Annotated in this window: 19 protein-coding genes and 1 other RNA gene; 13 read left to right on the top strand and 7 right to left on the bottom strand. The window is 62.0% G+C overall.

All coding sequences use genetic code 11. The features are described from left to right. Positions 1–91 precede the first annotated feature (91 nt). Positions 92–1,171, top strand: coding sequence for a substrate-binding domain-containing protein (locus tag SB822_RS42150; RefSeq protein WP_007745725.1), 1,080 nt, complete (start codon positions 92–94; stop codon positions 1,169–1,171). A gap of 158 nt (positions 1,172–1,329) precedes the next feature. Continuing rightward, positions 1,330–1,596, top strand: a complete 267-nt coding sequence (locus SB822_RS42145) for a hypothetical protein (protein ID WP_079484565.1) — start codon at positions 1,330–1,332, stop codon at positions 1,594–1,596. A 60-nt stretch (positions 1,597–1,656) separates the two neighbouring features. On the opposite strand, the gene SB822_RS42140 is transcribed toward SB822_RS42145, so the two are convergent. Continuing rightward, entirely contained in the window at positions 1,657–2,016 is a 360-nt protein-coding gene (locus tag SB822_RS42140; RefSeq protein ID WP_090838127.1) for a hypothetical protein, read from the bottom strand. Positions 2,017–2,391: 375 nt separating this feature from the next. Between SB822_RS42140 and SB822_RS42135 the strand changes: the two genes are divergently transcribed. Continuing rightward, complete coding sequence (locus SB822_RS42135; RefSeq protein WP_090838125.1) at positions 2,392–3,519, top strand: glycosyltransferase family 4 protein; 1,128 nt, start codon at positions 2,392–2,394, stop codon at positions 3,517–3,519. Between the two features lie 101 nt (positions 3,520–3,620). Here SB822_RS42135 and SB822_RS42130 read toward each other — a convergent pair whose 3' ends face one another. From SB822_RS42130 to ompA, 5 genes are all read right to left on the bottom strand, one after another. Beyond that, positions 3,621–3,872: a PAAR domain-containing protein gene (locus tag SB822_RS42130; protein WP_079489334.1), complete on the bottom strand. Its 252-nt coding sequence runs from the start codon at positions 3,870–3,872 to the stop codon at positions 3,621–3,623. Positions 3,873–4,162: 290 nt separating this feature from the next. Continuing rightward, positions 4,163–4,532: a transfer-messenger RNA gene (gene ssrA / locus SB822_RS42125) on the bottom strand. A gap of 108 nt (positions 4,533–4,640) precedes the next feature. Continuing rightward, positions 4,641–5,354, bottom strand: a complete 714-nt coding sequence (locus tag SB822_RS42120) for an HAD family hydrolase (RefSeq protein ID WP_007576429.1) — start codon at positions 5,352–5,354, stop codon at positions 4,641–4,643. 16 nt (positions 5,355–5,370) lie between these two features. Further along, positions 5,371–6,069 (bottom strand): bifunctional 2-polyprenyl-6-hydroxyphenol methylase/3-demethylubiquinol 3-O-methyltransferase UbiG, encoded by a 699-nt coding sequence (gene ubiG, locus SB822_RS42115; RefSeq protein ID WP_007576431.1) that lies wholly within the window; start codon positions 6,067–6,069, stop codon positions 5,371–5,373. Between the two features lie 195 nt (positions 6,070–6,264). Continuing rightward, positions 6,265–6,915, bottom strand: coding sequence for an outer membrane protein OmpA (gene ompA, locus SB822_RS42110; protein ID WP_007576432.1), 651 nt, complete (start codon positions 6,913–6,915; stop codon positions 6,265–6,267). Between the two features lie 502 nt (positions 6,916–7,417). Here ompA and gyrA point away from each other — a divergent pair. The 10 genes from gyrA to SB822_RS42060 all read left to right on the top strand — a co-directional run bounded on the left by gyrA (position 7,418) and on the right by SB822_RS42060 (position 19,699). Further along, positions 7,418–10,045, top strand: coding sequence for a DNA gyrase subunit A (gyrA, locus tag SB822_RS42105; RefSeq protein ID WP_007576433.1), 2,628 nt, complete (start codon positions 7,418–7,420; stop codon positions 10,043–10,045). A 116-nt stretch (positions 10,046–10,161) separates the two neighbouring features. Next, entirely contained in the window at positions 10,162–10,767 is a 606-nt protein-coding gene (locus SB822_RS42100; RefSeq protein ID WP_007576434.1) for a DUF2059 domain-containing protein, read from the top strand. Between the two features lie 215 nt (positions 10,768–10,982). After that, positions 10,983–12,065, top strand: a complete 1,083-nt coding sequence (gene serC, locus SB822_RS42095; protein ID WP_090838123.1) for a 3-phosphoserine/phosphohydroxythreonine transaminase — start codon at positions 10,983–10,985, stop codon at positions 12,063–12,065. A gap of 72 nt (positions 12,066–12,137) precedes the next feature. Continuing rightward, on the top strand, positions 12,138–13,220 hold the full coding sequence (gene pheA / locus SB822_RS42090) for a prephenate dehydratase (protein WP_007576436.1): 1,083 nt from the start codon (positions 12,138–12,140) through the stop codon (positions 13,218–13,220). Positions 13,221–13,289: 69 nt separating this feature from the next. Further along, complete coding sequence (hisC, locus tag SB822_RS42085) at positions 13,290–14,402, top strand: histidinol-phosphate transaminase (RefSeq protein ID WP_090838121.1); 1,113 nt, start codon at positions 13,290–13,292, stop codon at positions 14,400–14,402. 51 nt (positions 14,403–14,453) lie between these two features. Next, a complete protein-coding gene (locus tag SB822_RS42080; protein WP_103153666.1) occupies positions 14,454–15,416 on the top strand; it encodes a prephenate dehydrogenase in 963 nt (320 codons plus the stop codon). Between the two features lie 18 nt (positions 15,417–15,434). Beyond that, the gene (aroA, locus tag SB822_RS42075) at positions 15,435–16,739 is read left to right on the top strand and encodes a 3-phosphoshikimate 1-carboxyvinyltransferase (RefSeq protein ID WP_007576440.1); all 1,305 of its coding nucleotides are present in this window, start codon (positions 15,435–15,437) and stop codon (positions 16,737–16,739) included. Between the two features lie 47 nt (positions 16,740–16,786). Further along, the gene (cmk, locus tag SB822_RS42070; RefSeq protein ID WP_079484580.1) at positions 16,787–17,473 is read left to right on the top strand and encodes a (d)CMP kinase; all 687 of its coding nucleotides are present in this window, start codon (positions 16,787–16,789) and stop codon (positions 17,471–17,473) included. Positions 17,474–17,622: 149 nt separating this feature from the next. After that, positions 17,623–19,353, top strand: coding sequence for a 30S ribosomal protein S1 (gene rpsA / locus SB822_RS42065; RefSeq protein WP_007737502.1), 1,731 nt, complete (start codon positions 17,623–17,625; stop codon positions 19,351–19,353). 22 nt (positions 19,354–19,375) lie between these two features. Then, positions 19,376–19,699 carry an integration host factor subunit beta gene (locus SB822_RS42060; RefSeq protein WP_007576447.1) on the top strand — a complete coding sequence of 108 codons (324 nt, stop codon included), beginning with the start codon at positions 19,376–19,378 and terminating at the stop codon, positions 19,697–19,699. Positions 19,700–19,891: 192 nt separating this feature from the next. On the opposite strand, the gene SB822_RS42055 is transcribed toward SB822_RS42060, so the two are convergent. After that, positions 19,892–20,053 carry a hypothetical protein gene (locus SB822_RS42055; RefSeq protein WP_158660485.1) on the bottom strand — a complete coding sequence of 54 codons (162 nt, stop codon included), beginning with the start codon at positions 20,051–20,053 and terminating at the stop codon, positions 19,892–19,894. Positions 20,054–20,061: the final 8 nt, after the last annotated feature.

The raw sequence follows: 20,061 nt of genomic DNA, 5'->3' as shown, positions 1-20,061 counted from the left end.
ACCCGTGCATCTATGCTTTGCTTGTTTGATATATCAATGCGAACGATAGGCGGGTGGATCGGCTTTCGCAATAGGAACTGCTAGAACATATATGATTCGAATCGAATGCCAGGCGCAGCTCATTGTGCGGGACAGCAACGGCCAAACGTCCAGCCTGACTGACGCTATGCCGCTACTGTCCCTTGTGAACCAGACAGGCAGCATCGCGCAGGCTGCTGCGCTTAAGGGTTTGTCCTACCGTCATGCGTGGGGTTTGCTGCGCGCCATCGAGACTCAGCTGGGCGGCGCGCTCATCGAGAAAGAGCGTGGCCGCGGCTCGGCACTCTCGGAACTCGGGCGGGCAGTGTTGCGCGCGCAACGACTTTGCGGCGAGCGTCTGGACGGCAACATGCAGGCGCTGGCAAGCGAGGTCGCCGCCGATCTGAACCGCTGGCTGGCGCCGCCCGCCGAAGACGTGCGCATTCATGCATCGCATGGCTATGCGGTGGCGGCGCTCGTGACGGCGCTCGTCGCCGACGAAGTCCCCCTCGACATCAAATATCGCGACAGCGCTGAGGCGATCACGGCGCTTGCACGCGGCGAGTGCGATCTGGCGGGCTTCCATTTGCCGCGCGGCGAGTTTCGCGCGGTGTGCGCGGACAAGTATCGTCAGTGGCTCGATCCGCAGCGACATGTGCTCGTGCATCTGACACGGCGCAAGCAGGGGCTGTTTCTCGCGAAGGGGAATCCGAAGGGGATAGGCGGCTTGACCGACCTCGCGCGCGACGACATCCGCTTCGTCAACCGGCAGCATGGTTCCGGCACGCGCATGTTGATCGATCTTGCGCTGCGGCGCGTCGGTGTCGATCCGGATCGCGTCAACGGCTATGCGTCGACGGAACTGACGCATTCGGCGATCGCGGCTTTCGTCGCAAGCGGGATGGCGGACGTCGGCTTCGGCGTCGAACCGGCTGCGCATCACTTCGGGCTCGACTTCATCCCGGTCGTCGACGAGGATTATTACTTTGCCTGCGATCGCGCGCGGCTGGAGCGCGAGCCGCTGACAACGGTGATGTCGGTGATGCGCGGCAATGCGTTCCGGCAGAGCGTTGCGCATCTGGAAGGCTACGATCCCGGCGATTGCGGGAAACTGCTCGAACTGGAAGCAGGTCTGGAGGAGAGCGGGGCCTGAGACGTTGAAGCGGCTCGGGCCGCCGAAGCGTGCAGGGTAAGCGTCCGTAACAACGAAAGAAGCTTACAGACGCTGCGCGGCGCGGCGCTTTGCGATAATCTCTACGCTTTCGTCATTCCGCCTCAGTTGCGCGGCGTTGTCTGCCGCATCGATTCGATATGAAATATTTCGTTCCCGCTTGCGCTGCCGCCCTCACGGCCAGCGCCTTGTTTGCCACGATGTCCGTTGCTTTTGCGCAGAATTCGCCGGGCGTGCCGGGCGGTATCCTGACCGAAGAGTTCAAGCTGAACGAGCATCCGCAGATGCCGTTCGGCGCATCGGCACCGTCGAAGAAATATCAGAGCGACAAGCCTACGAAACTGCGCAAGCGCGGTGACAACGGCGATCCGAACGGCTGCAACCTCAAGTGCCCTGAGGATCAGTAAATGGCACAACGCACGTGGCGCCTTGCGGCGTCGCGTGCGTCATTGAAACGGCTGGCTGGATTACGGCTTCGCTGTGTGCCACATGTCCTTGAAACCGTCCCCCTTCATGTCGCCGGGCTTCTCGTCCTTCGCGAAACGGTAGAGCGGCTTGCCTTTGTACGCCCACTGCTTCTGGCCGTCCGCGCCGTCGATCAAGGTCCAGTCGCCCGAGGGCTTGTCGCTGGCTTCGGCGGCGGCGGCGGGCCATGCCGCCGCGCAACCGCCCGAGCAGGCGCTCTTGCCCGGTGTCGTGTCCTTGTCGAAGGTGTAGAGCGTGCGTCCCTGTGCGTCGACGAAACGTCCGTCCATGGTTTTCGGCGGCGCTGCGAAGGCGGCCTGTTGCACGGCGAGCGCGGCGATGAGAAGGAGAGTCTTGCGCATGATGCGGCTCCTGTTCTGACGTGTTGTGTATGGAGTTTATGCAATCGTTCGGTGGGTGCGCGCCTTAAATGCTTTGAATGTGCGCGCATCGAATAAACGGCTGGCGCGCCTTGTTATTCCATCGCTTGCTTGTCGAAAAGCGCCCGTCGCATACGTTCAGGAGGGCCCGTCTCGTTTGAGAGCGGGACTTTTCATATCTGTTCGTTCTGATCTGACCACGCTTTGGCTGTCCCGGAAGCCAAAAAGGGCGCGACCCCGGACGGTATAATTCCCCTGATCTATCAAGAGGCAATGCAAATTGCATTGCGCCGGCCTGCACTGTTGGACGCGAGCCGAGCGGCGAATTCAAGCCCTCGCATACGGGGAATGCCGAGAATGAAAATACTATTGACCAACTTCCATAAAGGTCGGGGAGGCGGTCACGTCACGTACGTCGTTTCTATTGCGCGAGGCCTGGCCGCGCGTCACGAAGTCTTCGTCGGTGCGCCGAAAACCAGCAGGCTGTTGCAGCATGCAAACGGCGTTGCCAATATCCGCGCGCTGCCGATGGAGTTTCCCGCCAAGCTCAAGGAACTCGGGCGCTTTGTCGGCGCGATCCGCGAACTGCGCGCGCTGCTCGAGCGTGAGCGCTTCGACGTGGTTCATGTGAACGGCTCGCCCGATCATCGGCTCGTGCTGCTGGCGACGCTGTTCGCCTCGTTCAAGCGGCCGTATTGCGTGTACACCAAGCACAACACGATCCGCGTCAAGCGCGACTTCATGACGAAACTCAAGGCGCGGCGCGCGACGCATCACGTGATCGCCGTGTCGAAGCCGGCGGCGCAATTGCTCGAAGGGTCGGTGTATGCGGATTGCGGGTTATCGGTGATTCCCAATGGCGTCGACATCCATTTTTATGCGCCTTTCGATGACGCAGCGGCTGAGCGCAGGCGCGATGCGCTTCTCGGTGCGAAGCATGCCGGAAAGCTGGTGGTCGGCACGATTACCGGGTTCGACTGGTACAAGGGGACGATGGACATGGTGACGGCCGTCGCCGCGTTGCCTGAGGATCTGCGCAAACAGGTCGTGATGGTTGTTGTCGGCACGGAGCCGAATGACGAGCAGCGCAAGGTCATCGAAGCGCTGAACATGAACGAGCACCTGCTGATCAGCGGCTTCACGGACGATGTGCGCGACTATGTCGCGACGTTCGATGCCGGCTTCATGGTGTCGTACGCGGTGGAAAGCAGTTCGTTCGCGTGCCGCGAGATGATGGCGATGGGGCGGCCGGTACTCGTCACGCGGTACGCGAGCTTGCCTGAGAACGTCGACGATGGCGTCGACGGCTGGATCGTCGAGCCGCGCGACACGCAGGCGATGACCGGGCGCCTGCACGCGATGCTGGCGAACCGCGGCCAGTTACCCGCGATGGGGCGACATGCGCGCGCTAAAGCGGAGCGGGAGTTCTGCAACAGCAAGTTCATTCAGGAAACGGAAGAGGTGTACGTGCGCGCTGCAGCGTGACGGTTCTGGCTCTGCCGACGTAGTGCGACCGGCGCGTGGCCCGCGCAGCGTGATGCTGCCGCGGGCTTTATTTTTGCCGCGAAGGGGTGTATCGCGCGTGGTTACGCGCGGACGAGCGTCGCGCCACAGGTCGTGATGTCGCCGATGTAGGCGATGCGCTTGCCGTTGTGCCGGCGTCGTCCGCTAGCGATGATCGGATATTTGCCGCCGCAGCGCGGACATGCGACCAGGTGACCGTCGAGCGCAATGGCGATACCTTCATCCGTCAGATCCTGCGTTGCCTCGACGATCTTGCCGCCGTGGTCGGTGGCGTCACCGAGGCGGGCCATGATGGGGTCGTCTGTGTGGATCATTTTGTGCATCTCCCGTTTGGTTAGTTGTACTGGGCGGATAGGGCGTGCCGTCGGACTTGGAGACGGCCGTTCATTTGACGTCGGGTCAGCCGCAGTGACTATCAGAAAAGGTCGAAAACGGGGCGCGAACGAATGTCGGATGCGCGAAAACCCGCGCTTGGGACACGCGGTATAGGGTGGCCTAGCCGGCGCCCGTCGTATTCGCCGCGCGGCCGATGGCAACAAAAAACCCGCAGAGCGCTTCGCTGTGCGGGTTTTCGTACTGCGGCGTGCTGCACCGTATTGAATATTGGTGGAGGCGGCGGGAATCGAACCCGCGTCCAGAAGTCCTCTACGACTAGTTCTACATGTTTAGTTCTGTCTTTTGATTTAACCGGAGCGACGCGGACGAACACGCTGCGCTACAGCGATTCACTAGATTTTCGACCCGGACGTCGTGACGCCGCCAAGGCTTAACTGACGTATATGACCTCTGTCGGTATTGCTACCGGTCTTGCGACACTAGCCCGTCAGTGAACTAGGCAGAGGACGGCGGCCCTTAGGCTGCCAGTGCGAACGTTTCGTCGTTTGCAGTTACGTTTTTCCCGCTGATTTACGAGGTTACGGGGCCTCGACATGCCCTAGCCGCTTCGCAACCCCTGTCGAAACCAGGTCGCCCCCGCAGAAGGAATGAGCCACACAGGTGGCTCACATAATCATTTTACAGTAGCGGCGCTCGCGAGTCACGGCGAAACGAACGCGCCCGCCCGGACGTAGCGGATGAGTCCGTCAACTGATGTCCCGCAGCAGGTTATGCAGTTCGCCCGTCGTCTTGACGACATGCTGGGCGTGCCATTGCGTAGGCGGAATGTCGTTGCCGCAATAGCCGTACGCCGCCGCGACCGTCACCATGCCGGCCGCAAAGCCCGCTTGCACGTCGCGCAGATCGTCGCCGACATAGACGATCCGCTCCGGCTGCAGGTCCAGCTCCTTCGCGGCGTGCAGCAGCGGCGCGGGATGGGGCTTCGAATGCGGCGTCGTGTCGCCGCTGACGACGCAGCCCGCACGCGCGCCCAGCCCAAGCTGGGCGACGAGCGGTTCCGTCAGCCGCGCGACCTTGTTCGTCACGATGCCCCAGCGCACGCCGCGCGCGTCGAGGTCATCGAGAATGTCACCAATGCCTGGGAACAGCAGCGTTTCGATGCATAGATCCGCTTCGTAATTCGCCAAGAACTCGTCGCGCATGGACGCGTAGTCGTGATGGTCGGGGCCGATGCCGAACGCGCCTCCGAGCAGGCCGCGCGCACCCGCTGACGCGAGCGGGCGCAACTTTTCCAGCGGCACCATCTCGAGGCCGCGCTCATGGCGCATCTTGTTGACGGCTGCGGCGAGGTCGGGCGCGGTGTCGGCAAGCGTACCGTCGAGGTCGAACAGAATGCCCTGGCAAAGACCGACCGATGCTTCGTCGTCTTCGCGCTGTGGCAGGGGCGTGGGATCGCTCATTGAAGTAGGCGCTGGATCAGGCTTCGCGACGGCACGCGAGCATGTAGTTGACGTCGGTATCGTTCGACACGCCGAAATGGCGCGTGAGCGGGTTGTAGGTGATGCCCTTGATTTCGACGGTGTGCAGATCCGCCGCGCGCGCGAAGCCGGCAAGCTCCGACGGACGGATGAAGCGGGCGTAGTCGTGCGTGCCCTTCGGCAGCATGCGCGCGATGTACTCCGCGCCGACCACCGCAAGCAGGTACGACTTCACATTGCGATTGAGCGTCGAAAAGAACACCCAGCCGCCCGGCTTGACGAGCGTCTTGCACGCTTCCACGACCTTCGACGGATCGGGCACGTGCTCGAGCATTTCCATGCACGTGACGACATCGAACGAGGTGGGTTCGCGGGCTGCCAGCGCCTCCGCGGCGATCTCCTCGTAACTTACCGTTACACCACTTTCAAGGCTGTGAAGATCGGCGACGCCCAAAGCCTGATTGGAAAGATCGATTCCCTTCACATCGGCGCCCAAAGTCGCCATCGACTCCGACAGAATCCCGCCGCCGCAGCCGATATCGAGCACGCGCTTGCCCGCGAGATGCGCGTGCGAGTCGATCCAGTTAAGCCGCACCGGATTCAGTTCGTGCAACGGTTTGAACTCGGCGTTCGGGTCCCACCAGCGATGCGCGAGATCGCTGAATTTCTGCAGTTCGTGGGGATCGGCATTGGTCATGACGGATGCGGCCTCGAGGGCGGGAAGGCGGGTGGATCGGAGAAACCCTGAGTATATAGGGCTGCGCATGGGGCGGCAAAAAGCGCCCGGTCGCGCTTGTCGTGTCTCGTCTCGCGCGGTGGTTGACGCCGCGCAGGCGGAGCATAAAAAAAGCCCCGCCGAAGCGGGGCTTTGGATACTGCGGTGTTTTGTAGCTTACTGCTTCGAAGTACCGACAACTTCGACTTCCACGCGACGATCCGGTGCGAGGCAGGCGATGAGTTGCTTGCGGTTCTTCTGGTTGCAGCCCGTCGTAACCGGGTTGCGCTTGCCCTTGCCTTCCGTGTAGATACGGTTGGCTTCGATGCCCTTGCTGACCAGGTATGCCTTGACAGCTTGTGCACGACGCAGCGACAGACGGTCGTTGTACTTGTCCGAACCGATGCGGTCGGTGTAGCCAGTGGCCACGACGACTTCCAGGTTCAGGCCTTGAATCTTCGATGCGAGATCGTCCAGCTTTTCCTTGCCAGCCGGCTTCAGGATTGCCTTGTCGAAGTCGAACAGCGTGTCAGCTTGATAAGTGATCTTCTGGCTGGTGATAGCCGGAGCAACCGGTGCCGGAGGTGCCGGCGGCGTCGGTGCTTGTGCGACCAGTGCGCCATCGCACTTTGCGTTAGCCGTTGCCGGCGTCCAGAACGCGTCGCGCCAGCAAAGCTCATTCGTGCCGTTCATCCACACGTATTCGCCGGTGCCGTTCACCCAGTTGTCGTTGGTGGCTTGTCGCGACGCCGGCACCGACTGTGCCATAGCGGATGCAGCCATAACTGCGGTAGCTGCAATGAACGCGAGCTTTGAAAGTTTATTCATATTTCTCCTCTCGAAATTGAGATTACCGCAGGTTTACTGCGAGCCTGTTGACAAAGACCAGTCATACATTGCTCGAAGTATAACATCGGTGCGGAACAAAAGACGCTGTGCGTAGACTTCGAGCAGTGTCTAACTTTGTGCGTTGGCATTTTGCCATATCGTTCCCTTCCGACGATAAAAAAATCCGCCCCCTATTCATACGCCCGGTCGAATGTGGTGCATGCGCAACAGAAGGTGGCAAGTTCGTCAAGAGCCCGCCGGAGGCCGTTTCGGGCGGCTTGACAGGGAGCATTTTCCGGGCCCGGTCACCACGCTCGCGAGGCGCTTCCAGGTGCCGTTTTCGCGCGTCCCACTAATAGGTATACGCATGTCGCCGGGAGCGGATGCGGCGCATGGTAGAATCGCGTGATGCGCTGCGCTCGCAGATGCATAGGGGTAGGCCCAAGCGGTGAGGTGAAGAACGCGTTTCCCTCATCGTCTTCGCGCGTAAACGATACGGACAATGGATCAATTCGCCAAAGAGACTCTACCAATCTCCCTAGAGGAGGAAATGCGCCGCTCGTATATCGAGTACGCGATGAGCGTGATTGTAGGGCGCGCGCTTCCCGATGTCCGCGATGGTCTGAAGCCGGTTCACCGGCGCGTGCTGTACGCCATGCACGAACTGAACAACGACTGGAACCGGGCGTACAAGAAATCGGCGCGTATCGTCGGCGATGTGATCGGTAAGTACCATCCGCACGGCGACTCGGCTGTATACGACACGATTGTCCGCATGGCGCAGAACTTTTCGCTGCGCTACATGCTCGTCGACGGACAAGGCAATTTCGGGTCAGTCGACGGCGACAACGCCGCGGCGATGCGTTACACCGAAATCCGCATGGCGAAGATCGGCCACGAACTGCTCGCCGACATCGACAAGGAAACGGTCGACTTCCAGCCGAACTACGACGGCAGCGAAAACGAGCCGACCATTCTGCCCGCGCGCATCCCGAACCTGCTGATCAACGGCTCGTCGGGCATTGCTGTCGGCATGGCGACGAACATTCCGCCGCACAATCTGACCGAAATCGTCGACGCCTGCCATCACCTGCTGAAGAATCCGGAAGCAACGATCGACGAGCTGATCGAGATCGTGCCGGCGCCGGACTTCCCGACGGCGGGCATCATCTACGGCGTCGCCGGCGTGCGCGACGGTTACCGCACGGGGCGCGGGCGGGTCGTGATGCGCGCGACCACGCACTTCGAAGAGATCGATCGCGGCCAGCGCATGGCGATCATCGTCGACGAACTGCCGTATCAGGTGAACAAGCGTTCGCTGCTCGAGCGGATCGCCGAGCTGGTGAATGAGAAAAAGCTGGAAGGCATCTCGGACATTCGCGACGAATCCGACAAGAGCGGCATGCGCGTTGTGATCGAACTGAAGCGCGGCGAAGTGCCTGAGGTCATTCTCAACAATCTGTACAAGGCGACGCAGCTCCAGGACACGTTCGGCATGAACATGGTCGCGCTGGTCGACGGCCAGCCGAAGCTGCTGAACCTGAAGGAAATGCTGTCGCATTTCCTGTCGCACCGTCGCGAAGTGTTGACGCGGCGCACTGTATACGAGCTGCGCAAAGCGCGCGAGCGCGGTCACGTGCTCGAAGGCCTCGCTGTCGCGCTTGCCAACATCGACGATTTCATCGCGATCATCAAGGCCGCGCCGACGCCGCCCATCGCGAAGCAGGAGTTGATGGACCGCCCGTGGGATTCGTCGATCGTGCGCGAAATGCTGCAGCGCGCCGAGACGGACAATGCTTCGTCGGGGGGCCGCAGCGCGTACCGTCCGGAAGGTCTGAATCCGGCGTACGGCATGCAGGTCGACGGGCTCTACCGTCTGTCGGACACGCAGGCGCAGGAAATTCTGCAGATGCGGCTGCAACGCCTGACGGGCCTCGAGCAGGACAAGATCCTCAGCGAGTACCGTGACGTCATGGCGCAGATCGCCGATTTGCTGGATATCCTCGCGCGCCCCGAGCGCATAACTTCGATCATCTTCGACGAACTGGTCTCGATCAAGAGCGAATTTGGTGACGAACGCCGCTCGCGCATCGAGATGAACGCGACCGAGCTGAACACGGAAGATCTCATCACGCCGCAGGACATGGTCGTGACGATGTCGCACTCCGGTTACGTGAAATCGCAGCCGTTGTCGGAATATCGCGCCCAGAAGCGCGGAGGTCGCGGCAAGCAGGCGACGCAGATGAAGGAAGACGACTGGATCGACACGCTCTTCATCGCGAACACGCATGACCACATCCTGTGCTTCTCGAACCGCGGCCGCGTTTACTGGCTGAAGGTTTACGAAGTGCCGCAGGGCTCGCGCAATTCGCGCGGCCGTCCGATCGTCAACATGTTCCCGCTGTTGGACGGCGAGAAGATCACCGTCGTGCTGCCCGTCAAGGAATTCTCGGCGGACAAGTTCATTTTCATGGCGACGGCGCTCGGCACGGTCAAGAAGACGCCGCTCGAGGCATTCAGCCGTCCGCTGAAGAAAGGCATCATCGCGGTCGGCCTGGATGACGGTGATTACTTGATCGGCGCGGCGATCACCGACGGCGAGCACGACGTGATGCTGTTCTCGGATTCGGGCAAGGCAGTCCGCTTCGACGAGAACGACGTTCGTCCGATGGGCCGTGAAGCGCGCGGCGTGCGCGGCATGCAGCTCGAAGACGGTCAGCAGGTGATTGCGCTGCTCGTCGCAGGCGACGAACAGGAGTCGGTGCTGACGGCAACGGAAAACGGCTACGGCAAGCGCACCCCGATCACGGAGTACACGCGCCACGGCCGCGGCACAAAGGGCATGATCGCGATCCAGACGTCCGAGCGTAACGGCAAGGTGGTCGCCGCGACGCTGGTCGACGCGGAAGCGCAGATCATGCTGATCACCAATACGGGCGTGCTGATCCGCACGCGTGTGTCGGAAATTCGAGAAATGGGCCGCGCTACGCAAGGTGTTACACTCATCAGCCTTGATGAAGGCACCAAGCTTTCCGGTCTGCAGCAGGTTGCTGAAGCGGAAGCAGACGTGGACGGCGACGCCGACGCGCCTGCGGACGAAGCGGGCGGTGACGAAAGCGAAGCGTCGTGATTCGCAGCGAAGCTTCTCAAGTAATGCGTAAAGCAGCGCAGGCATGTTGAGCGCATCGGGCCGATGCGCCGCCTGCGTGGCGAAGCAGTTAGGTTAATTTCTCTTAGGGAGTAGTGATGCAAAAACGTTTCAAGCAGTTGATGGTTCTGGCCGCTTTCGTCCCGACCCTCGCGATGGCGCAAGCGCTGCAAACCCAGCAGCCGGCTCCGGCTGCTCCGGCTGCCGCTGCCCCCGTCGACCCGGCGAAGCAGGCTGCCATCAAGAATCTGCTGGACGCGATCGACGCACAGAAGCTGGTCGGCGCAATCGGCAACAGCGCGCAGATGCAGGCAAAGCAACTCGTCCCGGCCATCCTGTCGGACGCGCTGTCGGAAAACAAGACGATGACGGACAAGCAAAAGCAGGCTTCCGTCCCGTCGCTGCAGAAGAATGCTGTGCCGAAGCTGGTTGACTCGGCAGGCCAGGTCTTCGCTACGGATTCGTTCAAGCAGGATGCCATGCAAGCTCAGTACGACGCCTACGCGAAGTACTACAGCACGCAGGAAATCAACGATCTGACCGCGTTCTACAAGAGCCCGACGGGCCGCAAGTTCATCCAGGTGCAAGACCAGGTTGGCCGCGACGTCGTGAACGGTCTGATGCAGAAGTACATGCCGCAATCGATCAAGGCAACGCGCGACCAGGCTGACAAGGAAGTCGCTTCCGTCAAGCCGGCGAAGTAAGCAGCAGGTCGAACGAGGCTGAACGGCGCTCGGAGCGCCTGTCACGGGTGGCGTGAGAGGGAATGCGTTAATTCCCTTGAAACGCCGGGGTTTGGCGGGTTTCGAGCGTCAATGCGATAATGGCCGTTTGCGCTTGCGCGCAGACGGCCATTTTCTTTCAGGCGCGGTTTTCGGCTCTTTCTCATGCCGCGTGCCTGCTTCCCAGGGTTCTCACGATGCGCGTCTTCAATTTCTCCGCCGGTCCTGCGGCCATGCCCGAAGAAGTGCTGCAGCAGGCAGCCGACGAAATGCTCGATTGGCGCGGCAGCGGCATGAGCGTGATGGAAATGAGCCATCGCGGCAAAGAGTTCATGGCGATCCATGAAGAGGCGCTGACCGATCTGCGCGATTTGCTGCAGGTGCCGGCCAGTCATCAGATTCTCTTTCTGCAAGGCGGCGGGCTCGGCGAAAACGCAATCGTGCCGATGAACCTGATGGGCCGCAAGGCGCGCGCAGACTTCGTCGTGACGGGCTCCTGGTCGCAGAAGTCGTTCAAGGAAGCGCAGAAATACGGCGCGGCGCACATTGCCGCAAGCGGTGAAACGGCCGACGGTTTCACGCGCGCTCCGGCGCGCGCCGAGTGGAACCTGTCCGACGATCCCGCCTACGTGCACCTGTGCACGAACGAAACAATCCACGGGGTCGAGACCTTCGAGATTCCCGATCTCGGCGACATTCCGCTCGTCGCCGACGCGTCGTCGCACATCCTGTCGCGCCCGATGGACATCGCCAAATATGGCGTGTTGTTTGGCGGCGCGCAGAAGAACATCGGCATGGCGGGCGTGACTGTCGTGATCGTGCGCGAAGATCTCCTCGATCGTTCGATGGCCATGTGTCCGTCGGCATTCGAATGGAAGACGGTCGCGCTGAACAATTCGATGTACAACACGCCGCCCACGTACGCGATCTACATCGCTGGGCTGGTGTTCAAGTGGTTGAAGAAGCAGGGCGGGTTGACGGCGATCGAGGCACGCAACGTCGAGAAGGCGAAGCTGCTGTACGACACCATCGATTCATCGAGCTTCTATCTGAACAAGGTGGAGCGCAACGCGCGGTCGCGGATGAACGTACCGTTCTTCCTCGCCGACGAGTCGCGCAATGAAGATTTCCTGGCCGGCGCGAAAGCGCGCGGACTGGTGCAGCTGAAGGGCCACAAGTCCGTCGGCGGCATGCGGGCGTCGATTTACAACGCGGTGCCGCTCGAAGGCGTCAAAGCGCTTGTCGAGTACATGAGGGAATTCGAACAGCGCAGCGCGTGATCTTTCCGGTCGCAGCGCGCGCATCCTCTCCGAACTGGCCCTATACAGGACTCGAAGCGGTCCTTTAGAAGCATGGACGACGAACTCAATTCTCAACTCAAACCGCTGCGCGAACGCATCGACGCGATCGACGCGCAGCTCATCGCGCTGCTGAATCAGCGCGCGGCGGTCGCACTCGAAGTCGGCGAGGTCAAGAAGCACTTCAACGCGCCTGTGTTTCGTCCGGAGCGCGAGCAGCAGGTAATCGCGCGTCTGCAGGATATGAGCGCAGGCCCGCTCGCCGGCGAGCATATCAGCGCGATCTGGCGCGAAATCATGGCCGCGAGCCGCGCGCTGGAGAAGAACATCACGGCCGCGTACCTCGGGCCGGCCGGCACGTATAGCGAACAGGCGATGCACGAGTACTTTGGTCAGTCGATCGAAGGGCTGCCTTGTTCGTCGATCGACGAAGTGTTTCGCTCGGTCGAAGCGGGCGGCGCGGAATTCGGCGTCGTGCCCATCGAAAACTCGACGGAAGGCGCGGTGTCGCGCACGCTCGATCTGCTGCTGCAAACGCAACTGCTGATCGGCGGCGAACTCGCGCTGCCGATCCATCACAATCTGCTCACGCTCAACGGCGGGCTGGCCGGTGTGACGCGCGTGTGCGCGCATGCGCAGGCGCTTGCGCAGTGCCAGCGCTGGCTGGCCACGCACGCGCCGCATGTCGAGCGCCAGGCTGTGTCGAGTAACGCCGAAGCCGCACGCATGGCGGCGGAAGATCCGACCATCGCGGCCATCGCGGGCGACCGCGCGGCAACGCAATACGGTCTTCAAGTCGCTTACGCGCTGATCCAGGACGACCCGCACAACCGCACCCGCTTCGTGATGATCGGCAAGCAGCCGACGGGCGCGAGCGGCTACGACAAGACGTCGCTGATCGTGTCCGTCGCGAACGAGCCGGGCGCGATGTTCAAGCTGCTCGAACCGCTCGCCCGCCACGGCGTGTCGATGACGCGTTTCGAGTCGCGTCCGGCCCGCGTCGGCACGTGGGAGTATTACTTCTACATCGACGTCGAAGGCCATCGCGACGACGCGTCCGTTACAGCCGCGCTCGCCGATCTAGGCCAGAAAGCAGACTTCCTGAAGATTCTCGGCTCGTATCCGCGCGCCCGCTGATACGTCCGACATCGTTTCGCAACTATTTCGCAACCAATAAGCAAGTCCAGGAATTATCCGGAGATACACATGACAACGTCTTTCGGTCCGTCCTACGTTCGCGCGATCGCGCCTTATGTGGCTGGCAAGCCGATTTCGGAAGTCGCGCGCGAATTTGGGCTGGACGAAGCGCGTATCGTGAAGCTCGCGTCGAACGAGAATCCGCTCGGCATGCCGGAGTCCGCGAAAACGGCGATGGCGCAGGCGGCGAGCGAACTCGGCCGCTATCCGGACGCGAACGCCTTCGAACTGAAGGCCGCGCTTTCGGCGCAATACGACGTGCCCGCCGACTGGATCACGCTCGGCAACGGCAGCAACGACATTCTCGAACTGGCCGCGCATGCGTTTGTCGAGAAGAACCAGTCGGTCGTCTACGCGCAGTATTCGTTTGCCGTGTATGCGCTGGCGACGCAAGGCCTCGGCGCACGCGCGATCGTCGTGCCCGCCGTGGAGTACGGCCACGATCTCGACGCGATGCTCGCCGCGATCAGCGACGACACGCGCCTCGTTTTCGTCGCGAACCCGAACAATCCGACGGGCACGTTCATCGACGGCGCGACGATCGAGGCGTTCCTGTCGAAGGTGCCGCGCCACGTTGCCGTGGTGCTCGACGAGGCGTACACGGAATATCTGGGCGCGGACAAGCGCTATGACTCGATCGCGTGGGTGCGCCGCTATCCGAACCTGCTGGTGTCGCGCACGTTCTCGAAGGCGTTCGGCCTCGCGGGTCTGCGTGTCGGCTTTGCCATCGCGCAGCCGGAACTGACCGATCTGATGAACCGTCTGCGTCAGCCGTTCAATGTGAACACGCTCGCGCAAGCGGCCGCGATCGCCGCGCTGAACGACAAGCCGTTCCTGCAAAAGAGCGCCGAGCTGAATGCGCAGGGCTATCTCCGTCTGACGCAAGCGTTCGACAAGCTCGGTCTCGAATACGTGCCGTCGCACGGCAACTTCGTGCTGGTGCGCGTCGGTAACGACGACGGCGCGGGTAATCGCGTGAATCTCGAATTGCTGAAGCAGGGCGTGATCGTGCGGCCGGTGGGCAGCTATGGCCTGCCGCAATGGCTGCGCGTGACGATCGGCCTGCCGGAAGAAAACGAGGCGTTCATTGCGGCGCTCGAAAAGACGCTGGCGACGGCCTGAGCGTATCAATGTAATCCACGCGCCTCGAAAGCAGCGAGGCGCGTTTTTTCTGTGACTGACGTGGCAGCGTTCTCTTTCGACAAACTGGTGATTTTCGGCGTCGGGCTGATCGGCGGATCGCTTGCGCGCGCGCTGCGCGAACGCGGCGACGTGGGCGGCGAGCGGCGGGTGATTGGCGTGGGACGGTCGGCTGCATCGACGGAGCGCGCGCTCGAACTGGGCGTGATCGACGCGAGCGCCTCGCTCGCCGACGACGACGCGCTGCGGACCGCGCTGAAAGGCGCCGACGTCGTGCTGCTCGCCGCGCCCGTCGCGCAGACGCAGCCTCTGCTGGAACGCATTGCGCCGTTTCTTGACCCGTCGACGATCGTCACCGACGCCGGCAGCACGAAGTCGGACGTCGTCGCGGCTGCGCGCGCGGCGCTGGGCGAGCGCATCGGCCAGTTCGTGCCCGGTCATCCGATTGCGGGCCGCGAATCGAGCGGCGTCGACGCCGCGTTGCCCGACCTGTACGTGAACCGCAACGTCGTGCTGTGCGCGTTGCCGGAGAACACGCGGGCTTGCGTCGACCGTATTGCCGCGATGTGGCGCGCCACGGGCGCCAGCGTGCACGCGATGTCGCCGGATCAGCATGACCGCGTGTTCGCGTCGGTCAGCCATTTGCCGCACGTGTTGTCGTTCGCGCTGGTTGAGCAAATTCTCAATTCATCCGATGCCGCGCTCAAGTTCTCCTTCGCAGCGGGCGGGTTCCGCGACTTCACGCGCATTGCCGCGTCGAGCCCGGAAATGTGGCGCGACGTCTGCGTCGCGAACCGCGCGGCGCTGCTCGCTGAGATCGACGGCTATACGGCGGTGCTGGCGCGCCTGCGTGCCGCAATCGAAGCCGGCGATGGCGCGACGCTCGAAGCCGTGTTCGCCCGCTCGCGCGCGGCGCGCAGCGAATGGCAGGAACGTGCCACGCCTACGCAAAAAGCGTCGCCCGAACGCTCCGCAACCGACGACGCGTCGAAATAACTGGACACTGGAATTCACATGGAACATCTCGATCTCGGACCCTTTTCCCGCGCGTCCGGCACCGTCCGTCTGCCCGGCTCGAAGAGCATCTCGAACCGTGTGCTGCTGCTCGCGGCCTTGTCCGAGGGCGAGACGACGATTACCAATCTGCTCGATTCCGACGACACCCGCGTGATGCTCGACGCGCTCGAAAAGCTCGGCGTGAAGGTCAAGCGCGACGGCGACACCTGCGTCGTGACGGGCACGCGTGGCGCGCTCCCCGCGGCGCGCGCGGATCTGTTCCTCGGCAACGCGGGCACGGCGGTGCGGCCGCTGACGGCAGCGCTTGCCGTGAACGGCGGCGACTACCGGATTCACGGCGTGCCGCGCATGCACGAGCGGCCGATCGGCGATCTGGTCGACGGGCTGCGGCAGATCGGCGCGAAGATCGATTACGAAGAGAACGAAGGCTTTCCGCCGCTGCGCATCCGTCCGGCGCAGATTTCCGTCGATGCGCCCATCCGTGTGCGCGGCGATGTGTCGAGCCAGTTCCTGACGGCGCTCCTGATGACCCTGCCGCTCGTGAAAACGGAAAGCGGCGAGACGATCGTCGAAGTAGCGGGCGAGCTCATTTCGAAGCCGTATATCGAGATCACGATCGCGCTGATGGCGCGCTTCGGTATCAAGGTCGAGCGGCTCGGCTGGGAGCGCTTCACGATTCCGAACGGCGTGCGTTACCAGTCGCCGGGCAAGATCATGGTCGAAGGCGACGCGTCGTCGGCCTCGTATTTCCTCGCGGCGGGCGCGCTGGGCGGCGGACCGCTGCGCGTCGAAGGCGTGGGGCGCGCGAGCATCCAGGGCGACGTCGGTTTCGCGACGGCGCTGATGAAGATGGGCGCGAACGTCACGATGGGCGATGACTGGATCGAAGTGCGCGGCGTCGGCAACGACCACGGCAAGCTCGACCCCATCGATATGGACTTCAACCTGATTCCCGACGCGGCAATGACGATCGCCGTCGCCGCGCTGTTCGCCGACGGCACGTCGACGCTGCGCAACATCGCGAGCTGGCGGGTGAAGGAAACCGACCGCATCGCCGCGATGGCGACCGAGCTACGCAAAGTGGGAGCGAAGGTGCAGGAGGGCGAGGATTTCCTCGTCGTTACACCGCCTGAAAAGCTGACGCCGAACGCCGCCATCGACACTTACGACGATCACCGTATGGCGATGTGCTTCTCGCTGGTGAGCCTCGGCGGCGTGCCCGTGCGGATCAACGACCCGAAATGCGTCGGCAAGACGTTCCCCGATTATTTCGAGCGCTTCCTTGCGCTCGCCCAACCCTGACCCGTCTTGACAACATTCGCTGCCTGTTCCGACGGGCGACTTTCTCGATGAAACCGACCCGTCCCTTTCACCAGACGCCCGTCATCACGATCGACGGCCCGACCGCATCCGGCAAAGGCACCGTGGCCGCCGTGGTGGCCGCCGAACTCGGCTTTCACCTGCTGGATAGCGGTGCGCTGTACCGGCTCGCCGCGCTCGCCAGCGTGCGCTACAACATCGCCGCCGACGACTCCGACGCTCTTGCAAGCCTGATCGGCGAGCTCCATATCACCTTCCGCGAGGGCATTGCGCAGCTGGACGGCGTCGACGTATCGACTGACATCCGCGCCGAGAAAGTCGGCAACCGGGCGTCGGCAATCGCCGTTCATGCGCCCGTTAGAGCCGCTCTGGTGGCCCGTCAGCGGGCCTTTCGCAAGCAGCCGGGGCTCGTCGCGGACGGTCGCGACATGGGCACGGTGATCTTCCCGGACGCCGTCCTGAAGGTGTTTTTGACGGCCAGCGTTGAGGCTCGCGCGGCCCGCCGGCATAAGCAATTGATCCAAAAAGGATTTTCTGCTAATATGGATGACTTGCTCCGGGATTTGCGTGAACGCGACGAGCGCGACAGCAAGCGTTCAGCCGCGCCGCTCAAGCCCGCAGCGGATGCACAGCTCCTCGATACTTCGGCATTATCGATCGACCAGGCGGTCGAGCAGGTGACGCAGTGGTACAAGGCGCTGGTTCCGCAAAGCTGAACGCGGAATCTCGCATCGAAGTGTTTTTTGTTGTTGTGTAGGTGCCTCGTGAGCAACACGAAGCGATTGTTTAACCCTTAACCCCGTATGGCTTTCGCTCCTTTGCCGTAGTGATGAACCGTGATGGTTCACCTGACGCTGCGAAAACCATGCAAATTCAGATTTTTATGTCCGACCTGCAAACCTCTACCCCGAATACCGAATCTTTTGCGGCTCTGTTCGAAGAGTCGCTGACCAAGCAAGACATGCGCGCTGGCGAAGTGATCTCCGCCGAAGTCGTGCGTGTCGACCACAACTTCGTGGTCGTCAACGCTGGTCTCAAGTCCGAAGCCTACATCCCGCTCGAAGAGTTCCTGAATGACGCGGGCGAGGTAGAAGTGCAGGCGGGCGACTTCGTTTCCGTCGCGATCGACGCGCTGGAAAACGGCTACGGCGACACCATCCTGTCGCGCGACAAGGCGAAGCGTCTGGCTTCGTGGCTGTCGCTGGAAAAGGCCCTCGACAACAACGAACTCGTGACGGGCACTATCACGGGCAAGGTCAAGGGCGGCATGACCGTCATGGTCAACGGCATTCGCGCATTCCTGCCGGGCTCGCTGGTCGACACGCGCCCCGTGAAGGATACGACGCCGTACGAAGGCAAGACGCTGGAATTCCGCGTCATCAAGCTGGACCGTAAGCGTAACAACGTGGTGCTGTCGCGCCGCGCTGTGATCGAAGCGACGCAAGGCGAAGAGCGCGCAAAGCTGCTCGAAACGCTGAAGGAAGGCGCGATCGTCGAAGGCGTGGTCAAGAACATCACCGACTACGGCGCGTTCGTGGACCTCGGCGGTATCGACGGCCTGCTGCACATCACCGACATCGCATGGCGTCGCGTGCGTCACCCGAGCGAAGTTCTGTCGGTTGGCCAGGAAGTCACGGCAAAGATCCTCAAGTTCGATCAAGAGAAGAACCGCGTTTCGCTCGGTATCAAGCAACTCGGCGACGATCCGTGGGAAGGCATCTCGCGCCGTTACCCGTCGGGCACGCGCCTGTTCGGTAAGGTCACCAACATCACCGACTACGGCGCATTCGTCGAAGTCGAATCGGGCATCGAAGGCCTGGTTCACGTGTCGGAAATGGACTGGACGAACAAGAACGTTGCACCGTCGAAGGTTGTTCAGCTGGGCGACGAAGTCGAAGTCATGGTTCTCGAAATCGACGAAGACCGCCGCCGTATCAGCCTCGGCATGAAGCAATGCAAGCCGAACCCGTGGGACGACTTCAGCCGCAACTTCAAGAAGGGCGACAAGCTGCAAGGCGCAATCAAGTCGATCACCGACTTCGGCGTCTTCATCGGTCTGCCTGGCGGCATCGACGGTCTGGTTCACCTGTCGGACCTGTCGTGGAGCGAAACGGGCGAAGAAGCTGTTCGCAAGTACAAGAAGGGCGACGAAGTGGAAGCGATCGTTCTCGGCATCGACGTCGAGAAGGAACGCATCTCGCTGGGTATCAAGCAGCTCGAAGGCGACCCGTTCAGCAACTTCGTTGCAATGAACGACAAGGGTTCGATCGTTGACGGCGTGGTCAAGACGGTTGACGCGAAGGGTGCAGTGGTTCAGCTGACGGCTGACGTCGAAGGCTACCTGCGCGCTTCGGAAATCGCACAAGACCGTGTGGAAGACGCTCGCAACGTGCTGAAGGAAGGCGACAAGGTCAATGCGATGATCATCAACATCGACCGCAAGTCGCGTGGCATCAACCTGTCGATCAAGGCGAAGGATTCGGCTGAGCAACAGGAAGCGATTCGTGGTCTGGCATCTGACACCAGCTCGGCAGCCAGCGGCACGACGAACCTGGGCGCGCTGCTGAAGGCCAAGCTCGACGGCCAGAACCAGTAAGCCTTAAGGGGTCTGCTGCAGTATGACCAAATCAGAATTGGTCGCCCAGCTGGCTACGCGATTTCCGCAACTTGTCCTCAAGGATGCGGATTTCGCGGTGAAGACGATGCTCGATGCGATGTCGGACGCTCTGGCGAACGGCCATCGCATCGAAATTCGCGGCTTCGGCAGCTTTGGCCTGAATCGCCGTCCATCCCGCGTCGGGCGCAACCCGAAGTCGGGCGAGAAAGTGTTGGTGCCTGAGAAGTACGTGCCGCATTTCAAGCCTGGCAAGGAGTTGCGCGAGCGCGTCGATCGTCGTGCGGGCGAGCCGTTGAAAGCCGAATCCGCGGACGACGATCTTTAAGCCGGCTCTGTGTTGTATTCGCAGTTCAGGTTGAAGCTCGCCGTGGCTACGTCAGTCAGACGGCATTGACCAGAAAAAGCGCCTTAGGGCGCTTTTTTTTCGTCCGTTGCCAGGACGCTGCTCGTCGTCATCGAGCGTACGAGGACATGGTTGACCGGTCTCCCGTCCGCGCGGGGAGCCTTGTGCGTTCTATCAACGCTCAAGGCAGCAACCCGTCGATTGCGCACCATTTTTCAAGCCGATAAACGACAGTAAGGCATCGTGATCCGCACGGCTGTGCCAGTCGACATAGGCTTCATTTACAATACGGGTCACTTCGGCGCGGGCAAACACCGTGGCGCGACGCGTCATCAAGCCGGCGT

It is taken from the genome of Paraburkholderia sp. SIMBA_054 (assembly GCF_046534875.1).
Taxonomy (GTDB): Bacteria; Pseudomonadota; Gammaproteobacteria; order Burkholderiales; family Burkholderiaceae; genus Paraburkholderia; species Paraburkholderia hospita.
This window is presented reverse-complemented; position numbering and strand designations above follow the sequence as displayed.

Coding starts and splice junctions, on each gene's coding strand:
- SB822_RS42150 (WP_007745725.1), top strand. CDS start 92: ATGATTCGAATCGAATGCCAGGCGCAGCTCATTGTGCGGGACAGCAAC.
- SB822_RS42145 (WP_079484565.1), top strand. CDS start 1,330: ATGAAATATTTCGTTCCCGCTTGCGCTGCCGCCCTCACGGCCAGCGCC.
- SB822_RS42140 (WP_090838127.1), bottom strand. CDS start 2,016: ATGCGCAAGACTCTCCTTCTCATCGCCGCGCTCGCCGTGCAACAGGCC.
- SB822_RS42135 (WP_090838125.1), top strand. CDS start 2,392: ATGAAAATACTATTGACCAACTTCCATAAAGGTCGGGGAGGCGGTCAC.
- SB822_RS42130 (WP_079489334.1), bottom strand. CDS start 3,872: ATGATCCACACAGACGACCCCATCATGGCCCGCCTCGGTGACGCCACC.
- SB822_RS42120 (WP_007576429.1), bottom strand. CDS start 5,354: ATGAGCGATCCCACGCCCCTGCCACAGCGCGAAGACGACGAAGCATCG.
- ubiG (WP_007576431.1), bottom strand. CDS start 6,069: ATGACCAATGCCGATCCCCACGAACTGCAGAAATTCAGCGATCTCGCG.
- ompA (WP_007576432.1), bottom strand. CDS start 6,915: ATGAATAAACTTTCAAAGCTCGCGTTCATTGCAGCTACCGCAGTTATG.
- gyrA (WP_007576433.1), top strand. CDS start 7,418: ATGGATCAATTCGCCAAAGAGACTCTACCAATCTCCCTAGAGGAGGAA.
- SB822_RS42100 (WP_007576434.1), top strand. CDS start 10,162: ATGCAAAAACGTTTCAAGCAGTTGATGGTTCTGGCCGCTTTCGTCCCG.
- serC (WP_090838123.1), top strand. CDS start 10,983: ATGCGCGTCTTCAATTTCTCCGCCGGTCCTGCGGCCATGCCCGAAGAA.
- pheA (WP_007576436.1), top strand. CDS start 12,138: ATGGACGACGAACTCAATTCTCAACTCAAACCGCTGCGCGAACGCATC.
- hisC (WP_090838121.1), top strand. CDS start 13,290: ATGACAACGTCTTTCGGTCCGTCCTACGTTCGCGCGATCGCGCCTTAT.
- aroA (WP_007576440.1), top strand. CDS start 15,435: ATGGAACATCTCGATCTCGGACCCTTTTCCCGCGCGTCCGGCACCGTC.
- cmk (WP_079484580.1), top strand. CDS start 16,787: ATGAAACCGACCCGTCCCTTTCACCAGACGCCCGTCATCACGATCGAC.
- rpsA (WP_007737502.1), top strand. CDS start 17,623: ATGCAAATTCAGATTTTTATGTCCGACCTGCAAACCTCTACCCCGAAT.
- SB822_RS42060 (WP_007576447.1), top strand. CDS start 19,376: ATGACCAAATCAGAATTGGTCGCCCAGCTGGCTACGCGATTTCCGCAA.